Raw genomic sequence first — 19339 nt, forward strand, 5'->3', positions numbered from 1 at the left:
GTGATAGCAGTGACATATAGTTTTATAATATCGAGGGAGGATTGGTCACTTCACCGTAAAGGTGAGGTTGACCAACACCGTCACCGTGAAAAGGTACGTGAAGCAATCAAAAAGAACCTGGCAGATATTGTTAGTGAAGAAAGTATTATTTTGTCCGATGGCCAGAGAGTGGTTAAGGTACCTATTCGTTCGCTGGAACAATATCGCTTTCGTTATGATTTTAGAAAACAGAAACATACGGGGCAGGGGGACGGAAAAAGTAAGGTTGGCGATATACTGGGCAGCGATCCTGGGCAACAGGCCCCGGGCAAAGGCCCCGGAGCGGGTGAAGATCCCGGTCATGACTATTATGAGGCAGATGTTACCATCGATGAAATAGAGCAAATTGTCTTTGAGGATTTGAGCCTGCCCAATTTAGAAGAAAAAAAGAATAAAAAGTTAGCTTCCGAGTCCGTAGAATTTCGGGACGTTCGTAAGATTGGGATTCAAAGTAATGTTGACCGTAAAAGAACCATACTGGAAGTTTTGAAGCGGAATGCATTAAAGGGTAAACCTGGTATTCATGGTATCACCCCGGAGGATCTAAGGTATAAAACCTGGGAGGTTGTACCTAAATTTGAATCCAGTGCCGTGGTCCTAGCCATGATGGATACTTCCGGTTCCATGGGACCCTTTGAAAAGTATATTGCCAGGAGCTTTTTTTTCTGGATGGTTCGTTTTCTCAGGACCAAATACCAAAATGTCGAAATCGTATTTCTGGCACACCACACCGAGGCCAAAGAGGTCAGTGAAGAAGAGTTCTTTACCAAGGGAGAAAGTGGGGGAACCCGTTGTTCATCCGTTTATCAGCTTGCCCTGGATTTAATTAATGCCCGATACCCAAAGGATGATTACAATATATATGCTTTTCATTTCTCGGACGGTGATAACCTGACCAGTGATAATGAAAAATGTATTCAATTAATCGATCAGTTATTGAGTAAGTGCAGTCTGGTGGGTTATGGGGAAATAGAAGGCCCCTACTACTATACCAGCACCTTAAATTCATTCTTTAAAAAGCTAAACCATTCCCGCTTTCTCAGTGTGACGATTCGAGATAAATCAGGGGTATATCCTGCCTTAAAAGCGTTCTTTAAAAAACCCGACCAAGAGGGAGGGTAAACTCAATGAGAGATCAAATCACAGAAGAAATACGACAACTGGAAGAAGCTATCCCGAAAATGATTGAAATTGCCAGGGGGTTTAATCTGGATTTTTATCCCATGCGTTTTGAAATATGTCCCGGTGATATCATTTATACCTTTGGTGCCTATGGTATGCCAACTCGCTATACCCACTGGAGTTTCGGCAAAAACTATCACCGTATGAAAACGCAATACGATTATAACCTAAGCAGAATTTATGAAATGGTTATAAATTCAGACCCCTGCTATGCCTTCCTATTAGAGGGCAATACAATTATTCAAAATAAAATGGTCTCAGCCCATGTGCTGGCCCATTGTGATTTTTTTAAAAACAATGTTTATTTTAGCTCTACCAATCCTAAAGACATTATTGAATCGATGGCCGTGGCAGCAGAAAGAATTCGCCAGTATGAATTAATTCACGGCCAACAAAGGGTGGAGTCCTTTATTGACACGGTTATGTCCGTTCAGGAGCATATTGAACCCCACAGGATGATTAAGCAAAAGGATCCTAGGGACCAAGAGAAAAAGGAAAAAGTATGCTGTTCCGGTAACGATAAGGGGACTCCCTATGATGACCTATGGAACCTGGAAAAGTCAGCCCCTAGCTGTAATTGTCAAGGAAACTGTGCCAGAAAGAAAAAGACCCTGCCACAGCAACCAGAAAAAGATCTGCTTTTATTTATTATGGAAAATGCCAAGGGTTTGGAAGAATGGCAATTGGATATTTTATCAACCCTAAGGGATGAAATGATCTATTTTTGGCCTCAAATGCAGACTAAGATTATGAATGAAGGCTGGGCCACCTATTGGCATCTGAGAATTATGAGAGAAATGGACTTAGATGAAGCAGAAGTGATTGAGTTTGCCAAGATGAACGCGGGTGTTATCCTGCCCTCCCGCAACAGCATCAACCCCTATTACCTTGGTCTAAAAATGTTTGAGGATATAGAAAAAAGATGGGATCAAGAATATGGGGCGGGTGCTGGCAGAGAGAAAATATTTGAAATCAGGGAAATCGATAATGATGCATCCTTTCTGAGAAATTACCTAACAAAGGAACTTGTGGAGGAACTGGATTTATACCTTTACAGAAAAATTGGGCATGATTGGAAGATCGTAGAGAAAAATTGGGAGAAGGTCAGGGACCATCTGGTAAGCAGTATGACCAATTGCGGTATTCCTGTGATTATGGTGGAAGATGGGGATTATGACCTGCGGGGAGAGTTATACTTAAAAAATATCTTTGAAAACAGGGAACTTGATATTAAATATCTGGAAAAGACACTCATTCATGTTTATAATCTTTGGAACCGACCCGTTCACCTGGAAACCAAAATCGATAATAAACCGGCTTTATTTTCCTTTGACGGGGAAAAGGGCAATCGAAAATTTCTATGAAATAAAAAATCCGCTGCCCATACATAAGGGAAGCGGATTTTTCTGCTGGTTCATGTATTTATGGTTGGTATAGGAGACTTTTTGCTAGCGAGGGGGACATACTAAGAAAAAAAGCAGGAGGATGAATGATGAGACCCCTTTGGAAAGGTGCCATTAGTTTTGGTTTAGTCTATGTCCCGGTTAAAATGTATGCTGCCACAGAAAAGAAAAATGTCAAATTTAATTATTTACATGAAAAATGCAAAACGCCCGTACAATATCGCAGATATTGCCCCTATTGCGATACAGAAATTAATAATGAGGAAATCGTCAGGGGCTATGAGTACGAAAAGGGAAGATATGTAGTAATGAAGGATGAAGATTTTGAGAGTTTACCGGTGGAGGGCAGTCGCAGTATTAATATCGTTGATTTTGTAGATTTAACCGACATTGATCCATTGTATTTTGAAAAGGGCTATTACCTGGCACCGGGGGAGGGAGGCCAAAAGGTCTTTGAACTACTGAAAAAATCCATGCAGGAAACAGGTAAGGTAGCCATTGCCAAAGTGGTTATTCGTAATAAGGAATCACTGGCTGCCATCCGGGTCGCCGAAGGAATTCTTAGTATAAGCACCATGTTTTATCCCGACGAGGTTAGAAAACCACAGGGTATCCCTGAATTGGATTATAAAGTAGAACTCCATGACAATGAATTGAAAATGGCGGTAAGTTTAATTAATAATTTGTCAGCAGCCTTTCAACCAGAAAAATACACCGATGATTATCGGCAACAGCTCTTAGAAGTAATCCAAGCAAAGATCGCCGGCGAAGAAGTGGAAACAGTACCCACTGCACAAACTGAAAAGGTTGTGGATCTAATGTCGGCTTTAAAGGCCAGTATCGATCTGGCCCAAAAAGAAAAGGATAATAACAAGCAAACGGAGACCGTTAAGAAGAAAGCCAGCAGGGCTAAAAAAGCAACGGCTTCATGATAAGGAAGCGAAGTCATGCGTAAAGTTTTGCCGAAGATAAAGCCGATGTTAGCCATACCAGCAGAACCCTTTAATAGTGATGACTTTTTATATGAAATAAAATGGGATGGTTATAGGGGACTGGCCTACCTGGAACAAGAAACTACAATTTTATCACGTAACCTTATGGATTTGACAGCAAGATTTCCCGAATTGCAGCAACTTCATCAAAAGGTAAGCAACAAACCAGTAATCCTTGACGGTGAAATAGTGGTCTTAGATGAAGGGAAACCTTCCTTTAGTAAGTTGCAATCCCGGGGTAAAATAGCTGATTCGCTAATAGTAAAAAGATTGGCCAAAGTAATGCCAGCGACCTTTATAGCCTTTGATATTTTGTATCAAGACGGTATTAGCATGATGCATCTACCTTTGGCGCAAAGAAAAACAGCCTTAGAAGAAACGGTAGAGCAGGGTCCCGATTTAATTGTGTCACAGTATGTTTATGGTTCAGGCATTGAATTTAGTGAGGCGGTTAAAAAGGTAGGTCTTGAGGGCATCATGGCCAAACGGTTAGATAGCCTTTATACTCCTGGAAAAAGGGCAACTACTTGGAGAAAAATACGCAACAATAAAACAGCAGAGTTGGTCATTGCTGGCTGGGAAAAAGGTGATGGATACAGAAGACTTGGTTCCCTCGTACTGGTTTGCTTTCATCAAGGGGAATGGGTTTATGTAGGGAAGGTGGGGACAGGCTTTACCCGGGATGAGGAAGCACATTTATTGACAGAGCTGAATCAAATCAAAACTTATGCCGCAGTTTTTACCCCAAGCAAAGGGGAATTTCGTGCTCCTCTTTGGGTCAAACCCCAATTGGTATGCGAAGTGACCTACACAGAGGTAAGCCCGGATGGTCGCCTAAGGCACCCAAGCTATCAGGGGCTTAGGGAAGATAAGAAGCCGGAGGAGTGTACGATAAAGCAATTGGCCGTGAGCCATGAGCCAAAGACCTAAAAACATAACATGCATCAAAAGCCCACGGCCAAAACCCACGACCAACCACTAACCACCAAATTTATAGCTTTATTTGATACTTTTGAGCCCTGTAAAGCAATGCGGAGCGGGTAATACCTAGCAATTGGGCAGCTTTGGTCTGATTGCCCTGGCTTTTTTCCAGGGCTAATAAAATTAGTTCCTTTTCCACTTCATCAAAGGAGATGCCTTTCTCAGGGAAATTAATGATAAGTTTTTGGTTTGACGCGACCTTCGTATTATCCGTCTTTTGAATTTCCTTTGGCAGGTTATGGGGGTTTATTTCGTTCCCCTGAGCTAAAATAATGGCTCTTTCGATAACGTTTTGCAACTCACGAATATTGCCGGGCCATTCGTAGGACATCAATAAACCCATAGCATTCGGAGACATTCTTTGCTCCCGTGAAGGGTTGAATTTTTTTATAAAATGCATAACCAATAAGGGTATGTCCTCTTTACGCTCCCTTAGGGGAGGCAAATGAATGGGTAAAACATTGAGCCGGTAATATAGATCCTCTCGGAAGGTACCATTTTTAATACATTCAAGGGGATCTCTATTGGTGGCTGCGATAACTCGAACATCGATTTTTATACTGTCGGTGCCGCCAACCCTTTCAAATTCCCTTTCTTGCAATACACGCAGGAGTTTTACCTGCATGGACAGGGGCATTTCGGTGATTTCATCCAGAAAAAGAGTACCCTCATGAGCTAATTCAAATCGTCCCAGTTTTCTAGCCACCGCCCCAGTAAAGGCACCTTTTTCATGTCCGAATAGCTCACTTTCCAATAGGGACTCAGGAAGTGCGGCACAGTTAATGGGCACAAAGGGCTTTTCCCGACGGAAACTTAATTGATGGATAGAAAGGGCTGTTATTTCTTTGCCGGTGCCACTTTCACCTGTTATTAAAACCGTGGCACTACTATCTGCAACCTTTTCTATTAAAGAACAGACTTCTTGAATTTCCTGACTGTTGCCAACAATTTGGCCATACCTTTTATTTATTTCCGAACGATAAAAGGTTACCTCTTCTTGCAAATGGCTAACCATTAAAGCCTGCTTAACCACTAATTTAAGCTCATCCAGATCAAAGGGCTTGGTAATATAGTCAGTGGCCCCTAATTTCATCGCTTCGATGGCAGTATCAATTGTGCCATGGGCCGTAATCATAATCACAGGTAATTTGGGGAGCATATCCTTAGCCTTAATCAGTACCTCCAACCCATTCATTTCTGGCATTTTTAAATCTAAGATAACCAATGATGGAGTTTCCTTGCGGATAATATCAAGACCCTGACTACCTCTGGTGGCGGTAAAAACCTGGTAACCCTCTTGGCGAAGTCCCTTTTCCAAGGCCCAACACATATGCTCTTCATCGTCAATTACTAATATTTTATTCAATCACAACACTTCCTTCCTGTGGGTTGGATTGGGGTAAACGAACATCAAAGGTTGTGCCTGCTGGTGACGTATTCGACACCCAGATGGCCCCTTTGTGCAGATGAATGATCTGATGACAGATGGATAGGCCAAGGCCAGCCCCATCCTCCTTTGTGGTATAGAAGGGGTCAAATATGCGGGGGAGATCCTTAGCCGTAATACCTTTTCCAGTATCGCTAAATTGTACGATAAGATAATCCTTTTCAGCAAAGGTTCTAATTGTTAGGCTGCCACCGTCAGGCATGGCCTGAATGGCATTGATAATTAAATTGACAAAGACCTGCTTAATGCGGTCCGAATCAATGTTTGCCTTAGGTAGTGATGCATATTCTTTCATTAATTTAATATTATTCTGTCTCAGCATGGGGTGGGTAAAGGTAAGGACAGATTCAAGCAACCAATTTAAATCCGTTGGACTGACAATTGGTTTACTGGGTCTGCCAAAGTCCAATAATTCTTGAATAACTTTATTTCCTCTGTCAATTTGCTCACAAATGACCTTGGAATAGTCTTTTATTCCTTCCAGATTTTTGTATTCTCCCTCCATGACTTGAACCGTGGCTCTAACGATGCCCAAAGGGTTTCTCAATTCATGGGCTACTCCCGTAACCAGTCGTCCCAGAGCCACCAGCCTCTCCGACCTCATTAATTCATCTTGCAGCCTTTTTTTCTCCTTTAGCGAAGCTGCCAGGTTATTAATGGACTGCACCACTTCCCCGATCTCCCCAGGCATGGCCGGCAGCCGTTTATCAAGGTCTTCCTCCATGCTCAACAGCCCTTTTTTAATAACTTGAATTTCAGATGCTAAATTGTGAATCACATAGAGGGCTGCACCTAGACCGAAGAATAATCCCAGTAAGGTTAGGTACCTGGTAATAAAACTAAACTGTCTGCTTTGGGCAAAAACTGGATGCACACGCTCATCTGCCCACGCAACAGCAATGAGCTCCCCGTTAAGTACGACAGGCATTAAACATTCAAAGGCTTGATCTCCCAGTGATCCGGTGATCCGGGATAATGGCTTTTTCGTGGCAGACACCGCTACTATTCCGGAAGAAGCCTCATCAAATATCCTTTGCTCCCTGGCTTTTACATCCGAGGGTTTCTCTGGACGATATTCATGCAAAAAACCAAAAACATAAATTTCCTTTGAATCTGCCAGATAAAGGCCCAGACGCACACCAGGATTGGCATCAGTTAATGGCTTGGCGGTAACTTTAAAGGCCTCTTCCAAAGACTTTTTATATTGATCCTCTACAAAACCATTTTTAACCGATTGTTCCAGATGTTTATCTAAAGAACTCACGGTTGCCTTAACAATGGTACCCAGGCGTTCTTCCTTGGTTTTTAATAACATTTCATCCTTGGCACCGGAAAAGAAAATATCATAAACCATGACTAAAATTGGAATCAATAAGATAGCGGAGACCAAAACCATTATTTGAATGGCAAAGGATTTATTTTTTAAGGTTGGTAACAAAGCATCCTACCTCCCCTTTGAAGTGTTCAATAATATACATTTAAAAAAATTAACTGCTTTAAAACAGACAGCGCATTGGTATTTGTTACGGTAATCACAAAACCAGGCGCAGTAAGGATTTTTTTCGGAACTAAATGGTGGGTAGGCTAAAAAATGCTGCGGGAAGGTAGCGTTGTTTAAAAACAAACAATTTTAAAAATACAAAGCCGCTAGCTATAACGTTTTATGGTTGGCATCAAGATTGCATTAAAGATAATAATAAAAGAATAAAAAATATATAGGTCTTTGCTTGGGTTACATTATAGCATATTTGAAGAATTGCAGAAATGAAAATGTTTGCTTTTGACCAAAAAAAGCAACTCCTAGTGATCTTAGGATTATTTAGTGCTTGAAAACAATCAATCAGTCTGAATTACGACAACAAGAATATGCTCAGTGGGTTATGATGATTAAAATGGGGAGGTCTTTATATGACAAGTGCACAATTTATCGAATGGGTTCAGGAGAAATTTGATGCTTGTAACATTCACAATGAAATTGAAACCAGTGAATTAATTGTGGAAGTCATTAGGAAATATCGTTCCCTGGGGAAAGATGAGGAACTGAAAGAAGATATTTTAGATGCTTAGTTTTCTGGGTATATCATCGGGAGCAAAACTTTCAGGTATACAAAAGGGCTAAACGAAGGCCGACGTCATATCCGGAGGACACCTTAGATCAAGTTTGGCTTTAGGGTATGCGTCAGTCAAGTTTTTCTAAATAAAGGGTGTGAGTATTAGTGCCCTGTAATACGGAAAAAAAAGTACGAGATATCATGGTGCCTATTCAGGACTATGCAACTGTATTTTTGGAGAATTCTTTACGGGACGCTATGTTTGTTCTAAAAAACACTTTCTATTCTGGGCAAATGGCTGGATCACAGGCCCATCGGTCTGTACTTGTATTCAATAATAAAAAGCAATTGGTTGGAACGCTAAGTTTTCGAGACATTATTCGATCGATTCCGGTTGAACGTGATGGAGCAAAATGTTGGGATGGGATATTTGAGGCTGTTTGCTTATCCCAGGCGGATAAAAAGGTTAAGGATGTCATGCAACCTGTTCAGGCAGAAAGGCTTCAGGTGAGTGACAGTATTCTGGAAGCGATTTTACTGCTGACCAATCATGAAATTGAATTGGTGCCGGTTGAAGAGAAGGAAGAAATAGTTGGCATGATTAGGGCGGTGGAAATATTTAAAGAAGTGAGCGAATTGGTAGAAGCAAATACCTTCTAATCCTTTAGCTTACAAGAGTGAGGGGTAAAAATGGAACTGGAATCTTACCTAAAAAAACGAGGTTGCCTTTGGGCAATGGAGAATATTTCCGAGCGATTAGATCTAGATAAGTTGGCTAGTGCCACCAAGCTCTGTGCAGCATACCCGCATTTAAATGCTAACCTGTTAAGCACTAGTTTGGTTTTGACTGATCTAATATGTAAAGGTGTTGTTGGGTTTGATCTAAATAGTATTTTAGCAGCATTGGTAAATATGGATGCGGAAGAAAAGCTAAGGGTTTTACAAGTGCTGGTGGAAGCCCAAACGGACTATGCATCCGGCGAAGCAAAAATCCTCCAATATTTCTACCATTAAGAGAGTAAAAAGTGATGGAGTGATTGTATTGGATAAAAAGTTAAATCGCAAGGCTAAACATAACCACGGGGAAAATTTAAAAATAATGTTAAGTGAATTAAGGGATTATAGTGACTGTGGTGGTGCATCACTGGAATACTTAGCGTTGAAATGTGGTGTAAGTACCAGGCAGATTTATCGTTATTTAAACGAATTGCAAAAAATGGGTTATGAAATTTTAAAAACAGCCAGTCATAATCCCGAATATCCAGGGGGTTACACCCTAAGAGAAAAGGAACAGGATTCTTCCGGTGAGTTATTAATGTTGAATATGTTATCAGAACTTGACTTTGTTAAGAATGAAATACTGTATGCTCGTTATTTTTTACAAGAATTATTAGTCCGGAAATGCATGTGCCAAGTGGGAATAGTTATCCCTCTTGAAATACCTTTGTTCTCCTTTACAAGTGATGACGCATTATACGCCAGTCGTCAGACAATGATTATTTCAAAAACATCCGAAAGTTCTTGGGAGGAGATAAAAATTAGGGTATCCGCAAAGGTTCTTAGTAGTGTATATCAAGTTCTAGGTGGTGACATTATCTCCAAACAAAAGCTAAAGGACGGTTCATCCTTAGTTCAAATTCGCACCAAAAGAGGCAAAGAAATGGCCGGCTTGCTGACGAGTTGGGGAAAAGAAGTCGATATCATTGAGCCTGGGCATCTTCGTTTTAAGGTTCTTCATAACTGTAAAGACATTCTGCACCACAATAGATTAAGAAGACTAGATAAAAATGATGTGGTATCTACCAAGAGTAAGTACTTAATTAGTTATTAAAGATTAAATTTTTATTCCTTAAATGGTGTATTAACGTCATGGAAGTTTAATAGTAGCATCCTTAAAAACTTATGCATTTTGATAATGCTAAATAGGTAGAGGGGAGAGGATGTGCAGTATAAGAGGGTGACCTTAATTTAACTGGCGATAAAAACAAATAAAAACAAGAATTTTTTGCAACTAACGAAGCTCTAAATTTCACATTTGCTCCTTAATTACATCATGTCTACAGCACCTTATTGTTAACGAAAAATTATTTGTGGAGGCATGTACTATGAATATTTTAAAGTACGTACCCATATTGGACACCTTGAGAAACTATGATAAAAAGGACTTTCGTTTTGACTTTATCGCGGCAGTAACTGTAGCCGTGGTTGCGTTACCCCAAACAATGGCCTATGCCATGATTGCCGGTGTACACCCTGCCTATGGGCTTTATGCAGGGATTGTCTTAACCATCTTAGCATCCTCCTTTGGCAGCTCAAATCAGTTGGCCACAGGTCCAACCAATGCCATCTCCTTGTTAATAGCTGCTTATATGGCCGCCTATATAGGGCAGGATAATTTTTTTGGCAACCTGTTTTTACTTACCTTCATGGTTGGTGCCATACAGTTTATCATGGGTACCTTTAGACTTGGGTCGCTGGTAAACTATGTATCCCATGCCGTGATTGTTGGGTTTACAGCCGGTGCCGGTATCATTATTGCCATGGGGCAACTCAATAATCTGCTAGGGGTTAAGCTTCCCTCTGGTCACTTATCCAGTGTTGGCAAGGTAGTGGCTTGCTTCCAAAACCTCGATAAAATGAATTATGTGGCATTTGGTATCGGGATATTTACCATTGCAGTTATTCTAATATCGAAAAGAATTAGCAAAAACATTCCGGGTGCTTTATTGGGTGTTGTTCTATCGGTAATCCTTGTCATGGTCTTTGATTTGGAAAAATATGGCATAAAGGTAGTAGGGGAAATTCCTCAAGCCATCCCACCCCTAAGCATGCCTAACTTTAGTTTATCTGCTGCGGTTGATCTTAGTGCCGGGGCAGTGGTAATTGCTATCATTGGACTTGTGGAAGCAGTAGCGATCTCTAAGGCCATTGCTTCTAAAACTCTGCAAAAAATAGATCCCAACCAGGAGTTTATTGGTCAGGGTGTTGCTAATATGGGCGGAGCCTTCTTTAGCAGTATTGCTGGTTCCGGTTCCTTTACCCGTTCGGCCATTACCTTCCAGAATGGCGGCAGAACCCGTCTGACAGGTGTATTAGTAGGTTTTATTATCTTGATTGTGTTGATTTTCTTTGCTCCCTATGCCAGATATATTCCCAATGCTAGTTTAGCGGGCGTAATTATGGTTGTGGCCTACTCCATGATCGATAAAAAGGCTCTGGTCAAGGTTGTTAAGACGAACCGCAATGACGCCGTTGTTTTATTGGTTACCATGTTTACAACTATTTTGGCCCCCGAACTTGAACAGGCAATCTATGCCGGTGTAGCACTTTCCTTAATACTCTACTTAAAGGATTCGGGTGTAGCCACTGTTAAAACACTGGCACCAGTTAAGGCTAATGATGGCAGGTTTGTGGAGCAGTCCATCAACGGTCAAAGTCCGTCGATTGCTATATTCCAATTAGAAGGCAACCTGTATTTTGGTTCATCCGCGGATTTGGAAAGAAAACTTTCAGATGGCTATTCAGACTCAAAGGTCTTTATGATTCGTTTTAAGGGTATTTCCGTTATCGATATCACAGCTTTAGAGGTTGTTGAAGCGTTCATAAACCGTGCCCATGGTGACGGCAAGCGGGTTATTCTAACAGGTGTTTCACCAAGAATACTTAAGATGTTGGATAAAATGCATATTGTGGAGCATATCGGCAAGGAAAATATTTTTATGGAAGACGATGAAGTGTTTGCAACCTCCGGCAAGCCCCTGGATGAAGCAAGTTCCTTTGTACGAAAGGTTAGTTACAGTAATCAGGAAGGTTATGTGCATACTTAAAGGCTATTTTGGAAATTGAGACAATATTTTATTATATTTATTTAATTAAAACAATATAGACGGGCTAAATATTTTACAGATTGTGAAAAAAGTTAATTACTTATACAGCATAAAGAAGCGATGAAGCATCGCTTTTTTATGCTGTATAAGTAATTTAAAGAATATAAAAGAAATAGTTAGTAACAGGACTCTACTTTTACTAAAAGATGTTCTTTGGGGCTGTACAAAATTTCACGAAACCGTTATGGTAAGACAAAGCATTATGTCATCGGAATAAGGCATATAAAATATAACAGGCAGACAATATGCGAAGGCTAACTTGGCATGGGGTAGGCCAGCACATGTAAACGAAAATTTTTGTTGTACATTGTGCTGGCTTTTTTAGTTTCGGTCATATTTATAGTGTAAGGGGGTAGATTTATGGCTGGATTCTCCAAATGTGGATTGTGTACGGAAAAAGATAACTGTGAAATTAGATTAAGACTAAGTAGTCTAATGCAAGAAGCCATTAAGCTAGTTGAAGATGAAGTAAAACGTCAGGCACCCGAGGAAATTGATTACATGATTACAACAGATATTGCCATAATTCCTACCAAATGTCAGCATTTTAGATGCCGGGAAGGTGAATTGGAAGTCAACCAGAAGAGAGAAAGACTATTCTTTTTAGACAAAGAGATAGCACCCAGTGCAGTGTGAAGTTAAGTATAACTCCTGATTTTAAAGTTAAATCGGGGGTTTTTTTATTAGCCATTAGGTGTCTGTGATGACAAAAAAATTTAATCCCACGAAAAATAAAGCGGGAGGCTAATTGCTTAAGAACAAGTTATAAAAATCACATAAATTAACGAATATCACCCTGTACATTAATTTTGTGATTTATTAAATTTAAACCACCAAAAGTAGTGACAAATTGAACCTAGGTAATTTGTCATTATAAGGGGGCTGGTATATGTCACAGTCCGTTATAGAAAAAAAGATTTGTGATGAGTTTGTGAAATTTCAAAGGCTGCTGGTTGGTCGAGGTCCCGAGTGTACGAAGGCAATAATTTGCCGGGATATGGTAATTATTCGATCCACCGGGGTTTTGACGAAGGAAGAGAGGCATGTCAGTAGCAGCCGCAAGGGTAGAGCCTTAGTAAAGCAGTTAAGGATGGAGCTTAGGGACACCTATGTAGAACAAATCGAAAAAATAATCACGGATATTACACAATGCAAGGTAAATAGCAGTCATGGCGATATCAGTATTCGAACAGGTGAATGCATAGAAGTTTTTATTTTAGACACTAATTTAGAGAAGAAAATTAAATCCACTGGTGACGAAGCTCTTTCTTAAGGGTTCTGTTACCAGATGATCACTCAAGTTGGTGGGTATTTCACTAAGCAAATCTTGGTGATAACAGACCAGCGTTATCAAAGGGCAGATTGATCTGCTTTGTTGAACGCTGGTCTTTTTGTTTTCTCAAGGGAGGTGAGAAGGAAGAAGTTTGTTCCAAGGTAGTCAACACAGCCAAAAAGAAAAAGCAATCTAACACCTAGAAGTAAAAATAAAGAGAGGTGTATATCATGAGTCAAAGTGCTAAAAGAACATTTTTCATCCTGTTGGGCATTGCTCTGTTTTTTGTCTTTTACTTAGCTCCTCAGTTTGGTCCAGCCATTGATCCCTCCGGTAAAGCCTTTGAGTTGTCACAACAAGGTAAGGCCGCCATCGGTTTATTCCTGTTGGCAGGTATTTGGTGGGTATTTGAAGTTATCCCTATCGGTGTAACTGCGATTGCCATCGGTGTTATTCAGGCATTATTCTTAATCCGTCCTGCCAAGGATGCCTTTAAAGATTTTATGGATCCTACGGTGTTGTTTATTCTTGGTTCATTAATGATCGGCTTAGTATTTACAAAGTCAGGGATTACCAAACGTATGGCTTATAAAATGCTGGATGTAGTAGGTGAAGATACTCGAAAGATCCTACTGGGTGTATTTGTTATTACAGCGTTATTAACCCATATTATGGCTCACACTGCTGTGGCTGCAACCATGTTCCCAATTATGATAACAATTTTAGCTCTTTATGGAGAAAGTCCAGATGGCAGACCTACCAAATTTGGTAAGGCTCTATTTATTGGTATGGCCTATACAGCCGGTGCTGGCAGTATTTGTACCCTCTTGGGCGGCGCCCGTAATCCAGCCGCAGTTGGTTTCTATAAGGAGTTCACAGGTATCGATGTTTCTTTCCTTGAATTCTCGTTACACATGGCCCCCTTTGGCTGGATAACGGTCTTTTTAATCTGGGCATTGTTGTTGTTTGTTTATAAGCCCGAAAAGGATAGGATTGTTGGTTTACGGGAAAAAGCCCAGGCGGAATATGCCAAAATGGGTCCAATAAGCAAACAAGAGATTTTTGTTGGTATGGTTGTCTTCTGCGCCCTGGCTATGTTAATTCTCCAAGCTACCATACCTGCCTTAAAGTCCATGGACCGTGCCGTACCGTTGCTGCTTGCCACGATACTTTTCTTCTTAACGAAGGTCTTGACTGTAGAAGATCTGGAAAAGAGAATTCCCTGGAATATCGTGCTTCTCTTCTCCGGTGCCATGAGTATTGGTTTCTGCCTCTGGCAAACCGGGGCTGCTGAATGGCTGGCTGTCAAGTGGTTGGGTCTGTTAGTTAATGCTCACTGGCTGGTCTTTGTGGTTGGTATCTGCTTCCTGGTACTAATTTTGACTAACTTTATTATGAACGTGGCGGCCATCGCCATTACCATGCCCATTGCTTTGGTTATTGCCGGCTACATGGGAGTTAACCCAGAGCTGATTCTCTATGGTGCCACTGCCATGGCTGGTATGCCCATGTTGCTATTAATCGGTGCTGCTCCCAATGCCATGGCTTACGAGTCCAAACAATTTACCACTGGCGAGTTCTTTAAATCCGGTATCCCTGCCAGTGCGATGGTTTTATGCTTACTGGTGTTAATGATTTTCACCTACTGGCCGCTCGTTGGCATGTCCGCTTTGGTGCAATAAAGTTGCTGGCAACCCCTGGTGATGGTTAAAGATTTCGTTGACAGTCGACACATCCGGAGTATAATTTCAGGTGTGTCGACATAATGTGACCCTTAAACTAATCAGATTGAGAGGGAGAAATGTGGAAGGAAACAGCCAAGTAATTTTTGCCACAGCAATATTTTTATTCACTTATGCTATTATTATTTCAGAGAAAATTCACAGGGCAGTTATAGCACTTTTAGGTGCTATGGTTGTCATTGTGGGTGGGATTCTACATCAGGAAAAAGCAGTAGAAGCCATTGATTTTAATACCATCGGCCTTTTAGTGGGCATGATGATCATCGTTGGTATCGCTAGAAATTCCGGGCTTTTTGAATATTTGGCGGTAAAGGCAGCGAAAAGTAGTAAAGGTGAGCCCCTGGCTATCCTGGTATCCTTGTCAGTAATTACCGCGTTACTATCTGCTTTGTTGGATAACGTGACAACCGTGCTGCTAATTGTTCCAGTGACCTTTTCCATTGCTAATGCCTTGGAAATAAACCCATCTCCTATTTTATTTGCAGAGGTTTTAGCATCGAATATTGGTGGCACATCGACTCTGATTGGTGATCCGCCCAATATTATGATTGGTTCGGCAACTGGTCTTGGTTTTATGGATTTTGTAGTCAATCTTGCCCCAATAATTATCGTCATTATGGTTGTTACGGTGTTTTTATTACGGATCATTTTCAGAAAACAAATGGTGGTTCGAGAAGAATTAAAGCAAAATATTATGGCGATGAATCCTCAGGATGAAATAAAGGATGTTGTATTATTAAAGAAATCTCTATTTGTCATTGCCATAACAATTGGCGGTTTTCTGCTGCACCAATATGTACACTTAGAATCTGCCACCATTGCTTTGGCTGGGGCGGCACTGCTGTTACTAATCAGTGGTGCTGAGCCGGAACATGCTTTGGCTGCGGTGGAGTGGCCGGTTATTTTCTTCTTTGCTGGGCTATTTATTCTAGTTGGTTCATTGGAAGAAGTGGGTATAATTGAATGGATTGCCAAAGAGGCCTTAAAGCTTACGGGTGGGGAATTACTTCCTACAGGTATGTTAATTCTTTGGTTATCAGCCATTGCCTCTGCCTTTGTTGATAATATACCCTTTGTTGCTACCATGATTCCATTAATTCAGGATATGGGAAGATTAGGCGGTATGACTGACCTCAATCCCCTCTGGTGGTCTTTATCCCTGGGTGCTTGTCTTGGCGGCAATGGAACCATAATTGGTGCATCCGCTAACGTAGTGGTGGCAGGAATGGCGGAAAAACGCGGTGTTAAGTGGACCTTTGTGGGCTTTATGAAACTTGCCTTTCCCTTAATGCTGGTATCCATTGTCATCTCTACCGTATATCTATACTTCTTTTATTTGACATAATTATCGCAAACTGGTATGTAGAGGAGTGATGTCCTCTGGAATTAATTAAAACAATGATCCCTGGACCAAAACGAGGTAAACATAATCACGAACAAAACCTGGATATTGTTATTAGGGAGTTGCGTTCTAGTTCTCATGCGGATGGGGTAACCCTGCAGCATTTAGCAAATGTTTGTGTTGTTAGCAAAAGGCATATCTATCGCTATCTTAGGGAACTGGAAGAGATCGGACTACCCATCGAGAGACCCTTGGTAAATTATCCCGGCAGATCCGGTGGTGGTCATTATAAATTAAAATCAGACTCCCAATCGGAAGAATGGATGCTCTTAATGATTTTGCATCAAGCCCGGGAATGCTATCGCAAGCAGTATAAGCAATACTTATTCTTGATCAACATTACCTTATATCTCCTGGCCCTCAAAGGTGGTTGCAAATTACCGTTAAATGTTCTAGTTAAACTAATGGATAGGTATTGTGAAATATAAAACACAGTCCTTTCCCCTGTGTCTTTCTCACGAGAAAAACACAGGGGAATTTTTTATTAAAAAAGTGTAAAACTAAGATTTTTGCACATTATTAGAGCTAAAAAGAGTTAATTGCTATTTTGACTGGAACAAAGCCATTATTGAAGCTGTACAGAATTATTTTAAATTTGTACCTTTAAGACACAAGGAGTTGTCATTACAAGACATAGTAATTTGTCAGTGATATTTTAAATGCTGCTTTTATTAACTTTATTAAGGATTAGAGTTCTATATAAATATTATTTTATCGGTTGACCCAAGATTGAGATAGTTTTGTCATTCACATGACGAAGATTGTGTTTAATGTAACAAGTCTTTTAAAGTACCTTTGAAAATGGTTTATGAGTTTTTGCGAAGGGGGAGGGCCGTTTGAATCAGCATATATTGGAAAAACAAATATGCGAGGCCTTTATTAAATTTCAAAGGGAGTTAGTGGGACGGGGACCAGAAATAACAAAGGCGATGATTTGCCGGGATATGGTCATTGTAAGATCAACTGGAGTTTTGACTAAAGAGGAAAAACATGTTAGCAGCACCCGTAAGGGAAGAGCCTTAGTTAAACAACTAAGAATGGAATTAAGAGATACTTATGTAGAGCAAATTGAAAAGATTATCTACGACATTACAAAATGCAAAGTGAAAAGCAGTCACGGAGATATCAGTATCAGAACAGGCGAACAGATAGAAGTATTTATTTTGGAATTAGACTTAGAGAAAAAAATTAAAAGTGCTGACAAAACAATTCCTAACCAAAGGGGTTGATTCGTTAGTCAATATTCGTAGTTGGTAGGCTAAACACAGAGTAAAACTAGGTGTAGGTAGACCAGCGATTCGGGGACGTATGTCTGTTCTTTGAATGCTGGTCTTTTTATTGTCCTGAGGGGGTGGTAGGGTAGTAGTTTATTTCCAGTAGTCATTACAGCTAAATCAACAACAAACACCTGAAATAAAATAAAGAGAGGTGTATTCTTTAATGAGTGCAAATGCTAAAAGAACATTTTTTATCCTGTTAGGTATCGCTTTATTTTTTGCCTTTTACTTAGCCCCACAGTTTGGTCCGGCCGTTGATCCGTCCGGTAAAGCCTTTGAGTTGTCACAGGAAGGTAAAGCTGCCATCGGTTTATTCCTGCTGGCAGGTATTTGGTGGGTATTTGAAGTTATCCCCATTGGTGTTACTGGTATTGCTATCGGTGTTATCCAGGCATTATTCCTTATCCGTCCTGCTAAGGACGCCTTTAAAGATTTTATGGATCCCACGGTGTTGTTTATTTTAGGTTCATTATTAATTGGTATTGTATTTACTAAATCAGGCATTACCAAACGTATTGCTTATAAAATGCTGGATGTAGTAGGTGAAGACACCAGAAAGATACTATTGGGTGTTTTTGTGATTACGGCGTTATTAACTCATATTATGGCTCACACTGCTGTGGCCGCTACCATGTTCCCAATATTAATTACAATTCTTGCCCTCTATGGAGGGGATGCGGATGGTAAACCGACTAAATTTGGCAAGGCGCTGTTTATCGGTATGGCCTATACAGCTGGTGCTGGTAGTATTTGTACTCTGCTGGGTGGTGCCCGTAACCCTGCGGCAGTTGGTTTCTATACAGAGTTCACGGGTGTAGAAGTTTCTTTTGTTGATTTTTCGCTGCACTTGGCTCCCTTTGGTTGGGCAACCGTCTTCTTAATCTGGGGGATGTTATTGCTGATTTATAAGCCCGAGAAGGCAAAGATTGTTGGTATTAGGGAAAAAGCCCGGGCAGAATACGCAAAACTTGGTCCTGTTAACAAACAAGAGATTTTTGTTGGTGTTATAGTATTTTGTGCTTTGGCTATGTTGGTTCTCCAAGCAATTATACCTGCTTTAAAGTCCATGGATCGGGCGGTGCCGTTGCTGCTAGCAGGTATCATTTTCTTCTTAACAAGGGTCTTGACTGTAGAAGATTTAGAAAAGAAAATTCCCTGGAATATCGTGTTTCTCTTCTCCGGTGCCATGAGTATTGGTTTCTGCCTCTGGCAAACCGGAGCTGCTGAATGGCTGGCTGTCAAGTGGTTGGGTCTGTTAGTTAATGCTCACTGGCTGGTCTTTGTGGTTGGTATCTGCTTCCTGGTATTAATTTTGACTAACTTTATTATGAACGTAGCTGCCATCGCTATTACCATGCCCATTGCTTTGGTTATTGCCAGCTACATGGGAGTTAACCCAGAGCTGATTCTCTATGGTGCCACTGCCATGGCTGGTATGCCCATGTTGCTATTAATCGGTGCTGCTCCCAATGCCATGGCTTACGAGTCCAGACAATTTACCACCGGCGAATTTTTCAAAACGGGTATTCCTGCCAGTGCTATGATTCTGTGCTTGCTGGTGCTCATGATCTTCACTTATTGGCCGATGATCGGGATGGCTGCTTTAATAAACTAAGTAAGCTAACAAGACGCAAAAAAGTTCTGAAACACCTGGTTTTCCAGG

General features: G+C 40.8%; 18 protein-coding genes. 16 read left to right on the forward strand and 2 right to left on the reverse strand.

Annotated features, from left to right (window positions below; translation table 11 throughout):
• The first annotated feature begins 9 nt into the window (after positions 1-9).
• From yhbH to ligD, 4 genes are all read left to right on the forward strand, one after another.
• On the forward strand, positions 10-1161 hold the full coding sequence (yhbH, locus tag V6C11_RS06785) for a sporulation protein YhbH (protein WP_333530374.1): 1152 nt from the start codon (positions 10-12) through the stop codon (positions 1159-1161).
• Positions 1162-1166: 5 nt separating this feature from the next.
• On the forward strand, positions 1167-2585 hold the full coding sequence (locus tag V6C11_RS06790) for a SpoVR family protein (protein ID WP_333530375.1): 1419 nt from the start codon (positions 1167-1169) through the stop codon (positions 2583-2585).
• A 128-nt stretch (positions 2586-2713) separates the two neighbouring features.
• Positions 2714-3556 carry a non-homologous end joining protein Ku gene (ku, locus tag V6C11_RS06795; protein WP_333530376.1) on the forward strand — a complete coding sequence of 281 codons (843 nt, stop codon included), beginning with the start codon at positions 2714-2716 and terminating at the stop codon, positions 3554-3556.
• Positions 3557-3571: 15 nt separating this feature from the next.
• Complete coding sequence (gene ligD, locus V6C11_RS06800; protein WP_333530377.1) at positions 3572-4546, forward strand: non-homologous end-joining DNA ligase; 975 nt, start codon at positions 3572-3574, stop codon at positions 4544-4546.
• 61 nt (positions 4547-4607) lie between these two features.
• On the opposite strand, the gene V6C11_RS06805 is transcribed toward ligD, so the two are convergent.
• Together V6C11_RS06805 and V6C11_RS06810 are read right to left on the reverse strand one after the other, a co-directional pair.
• Entirely contained in the window at positions 4608-5963 is a 1356-nt protein-coding gene (locus V6C11_RS06805) for a sigma-54-dependent transcriptional regulator (RefSeq protein ID WP_333530378.1), read from the reverse strand.
• Positions 5956-7482 carry an ATP-binding protein gene (locus V6C11_RS06810; protein ID WP_333530379.1) on the reverse strand — a complete coding sequence of 509 codons (1527 nt, stop codon included), beginning with the start codon at positions 7480-7482 and terminating at the stop codon, positions 5956-5958. Before V6C11_RS06810 ends, V6C11_RS06805 begins: the two co-directional genes overlap by 8 nt.
• Positions 7483-7952: 470 nt before the next feature.
• Between V6C11_RS06810 and V6C11_RS06815 the strand changes: the two genes are divergently transcribed.
• The 12 genes from V6C11_RS06815 to V6C11_RS06870 all read left to right on the forward strand — a co-directional run bounded on the left by V6C11_RS06815 (position 7953) and on the right by V6C11_RS06870 (position 19291).
• Positions 7953-8111, forward strand: a complete 159-nt coding sequence (locus tag V6C11_RS06815; protein ID WP_333530380.1) for a hypothetical protein — start codon at positions 7953-7955, stop codon at positions 8109-8111.
• 149 nt (positions 8112-8260) lie between these two features.
• A complete protein-coding gene (locus V6C11_RS06820; RefSeq protein WP_333530381.1) occupies positions 8261-8755 on the forward strand; it encodes a CBS domain-containing protein in 495 nt (164 codons plus the stop codon).
• A 30-nt stretch (positions 8756-8785) separates the two neighbouring features.
• Positions 8786-9109, forward strand: a complete 324-nt coding sequence (locus V6C11_RS06825) for a hypothetical protein (RefSeq protein WP_333530382.1) — start codon at positions 8786-8788, stop codon at positions 9107-9109.
• Positions 9110-9128: 19 nt separating this feature from the next.
• Complete coding sequence (locus V6C11_RS06830; protein WP_333530466.1) at positions 9129-9926, forward strand: helix-turn-helix domain-containing protein; 798 nt, start codon at positions 9129-9131, stop codon at positions 9924-9926.
• A 274-nt stretch (positions 9927-10200) separates the two neighbouring features.
• On the forward strand, positions 10201-11922 hold the full coding sequence (locus V6C11_RS06835) for a SulP family inorganic anion transporter (protein WP_333530383.1): 1722 nt from the start codon (positions 10201-10203) through the stop codon (positions 11920-11922).
• Between the two features lie 420 nt (positions 11923-12342).
• Entirely contained in the window at positions 12343-12618 is a 276-nt protein-coding gene (locus V6C11_RS06840; protein WP_333530384.1) for a hypothetical protein, read from the forward strand.
• 253 nt (positions 12619-12871) lie between these two features.
• Complete coding sequence (locus tag V6C11_RS06845; protein ID WP_333530385.1) at positions 12872-13255, forward strand: DUF2294 domain-containing protein; 384 nt, start codon at positions 12872-12874, stop codon at positions 13253-13255.
• Between the two features lie 230 nt (positions 13256-13485).
• Positions 13486-14937 carry an SLC13 family permease gene (locus V6C11_RS06850; RefSeq protein ID WP_333530386.1) on the forward strand — a complete coding sequence of 484 codons (1452 nt, stop codon included), beginning with the start codon at positions 13486-13488 and terminating at the stop codon, positions 14935-14937.
• A 121-nt stretch (positions 14938-15058) separates the two neighbouring features.
• Positions 15059-16342: an ArsB/NhaD family transporter gene (locus V6C11_RS06855; protein ID WP_333530387.1), complete on the forward strand. Its 1284-nt coding sequence runs from the start codon at positions 15059-15061 to the stop codon at positions 16340-16342.
• A 53-nt stretch (positions 16343-16395) separates the two neighbouring features.
• On the forward strand, positions 16396-16827 hold the full coding sequence (locus tag V6C11_RS06860) for a transcriptional regulator (RefSeq protein ID WP_333530388.1): 432 nt from the start codon (positions 16396-16398) through the stop codon (positions 16825-16827).
• A 408-nt stretch (positions 16828-17235) separates the two neighbouring features.
• Positions 17236-17628, forward strand: coding sequence for a DUF2294 domain-containing protein (locus V6C11_RS06865; protein ID WP_333530389.1), 393 nt, complete (start codon positions 17236-17238; stop codon positions 17626-17628).
• 211 nt (positions 17629-17839) lie between these two features.
• The gene (locus V6C11_RS06870; protein ID WP_333530390.1) at positions 17840-19291 is read left to right on the forward strand and encodes an SLC13 family permease; all 1452 of its coding nucleotides are present in this window, start codon (positions 17840-17842) and stop codon (positions 19289-19291) included.
• Positions 19292-19339 lie beyond the last annotated feature (48 nt).

It is taken from the genome of Desulfotomaculum sp. 1211_IL3151, from assembly GCF_036763075.1.
Taxonomy (GTDB): domain Bacteria; phylum Bacillota; class Desulfotomaculia; order Desulfotomaculales; family Desulfotomaculaceae; genus Desulfotomaculum.

Bases quoted from the DNA above. Each gene is read 5' to 3' on its own strand.
- V6C11_RS06790 (WP_333530375.1), top strand. From the start codon at position 1,167: ATGAGAGATCAAATCACAGAAGAAATACGACAACTGGAAGAAGCTATC.
- ku (WP_333530376.1), top strand. From the start codon at position 2,714: ATGAGACCCCTTTGGAAAGGTGCCATTAGTTTTGGTTTAGTCTATGTC.
- ligD (WP_333530377.1), top strand. From the start codon at position 3,572: ATGCGTAAAGTTTTGCCGAAGATAAAGCCGATGTTAGCCATACCAGCA.
- V6C11_RS06815 (WP_333530380.1), top strand. From the start codon at position 7,953: ATGACAAGTGCACAATTTATCGAATGGGTTCAGGAGAAATTTGATGCT.
- V6C11_RS06825 (WP_333530382.1), top strand. From the start codon at position 8,786: ATGGAACTGGAATCTTACCTAAAAAAACGAGGTTGCCTTTGGGCAATG.
- V6C11_RS06835 (WP_333530383.1), top strand. From the start codon at position 10,201: ATGAATATTTTAAAGTACGTACCCATATTGGACACCTTGAGAAACTAT.
- V6C11_RS06840 (WP_333530384.1), top strand. From the start codon at position 12,343: ATGGCTGGATTCTCCAAATGTGGATTGTGTACGGAAAAAGATAACTGT.
- V6C11_RS06845 (WP_333530385.1), top strand. From the start codon at position 12,872: ATGTCACAGTCCGTTATAGAAAAAAAGATTTGTGATGAGTTTGTGAAA.
- V6C11_RS06850 (WP_333530386.1), top strand. From the start codon at position 13,486: ATGAGTCAAAGTGCTAAAAGAACATTTTTCATCCTGTTGGGCATTGCT.
- V6C11_RS06860 (WP_333530388.1), top strand. From the start codon at position 16,396: ATGATCCCTGGACCAAAACGAGGTAAACATAATCACGAACAAAACCTG.
- V6C11_RS06870 (WP_333530390.1), top strand. From the start codon at position 17,840: ATGAGTGCAAATGCTAAAAGAACATTTTTTATCCTGTTAGGTATCGCT.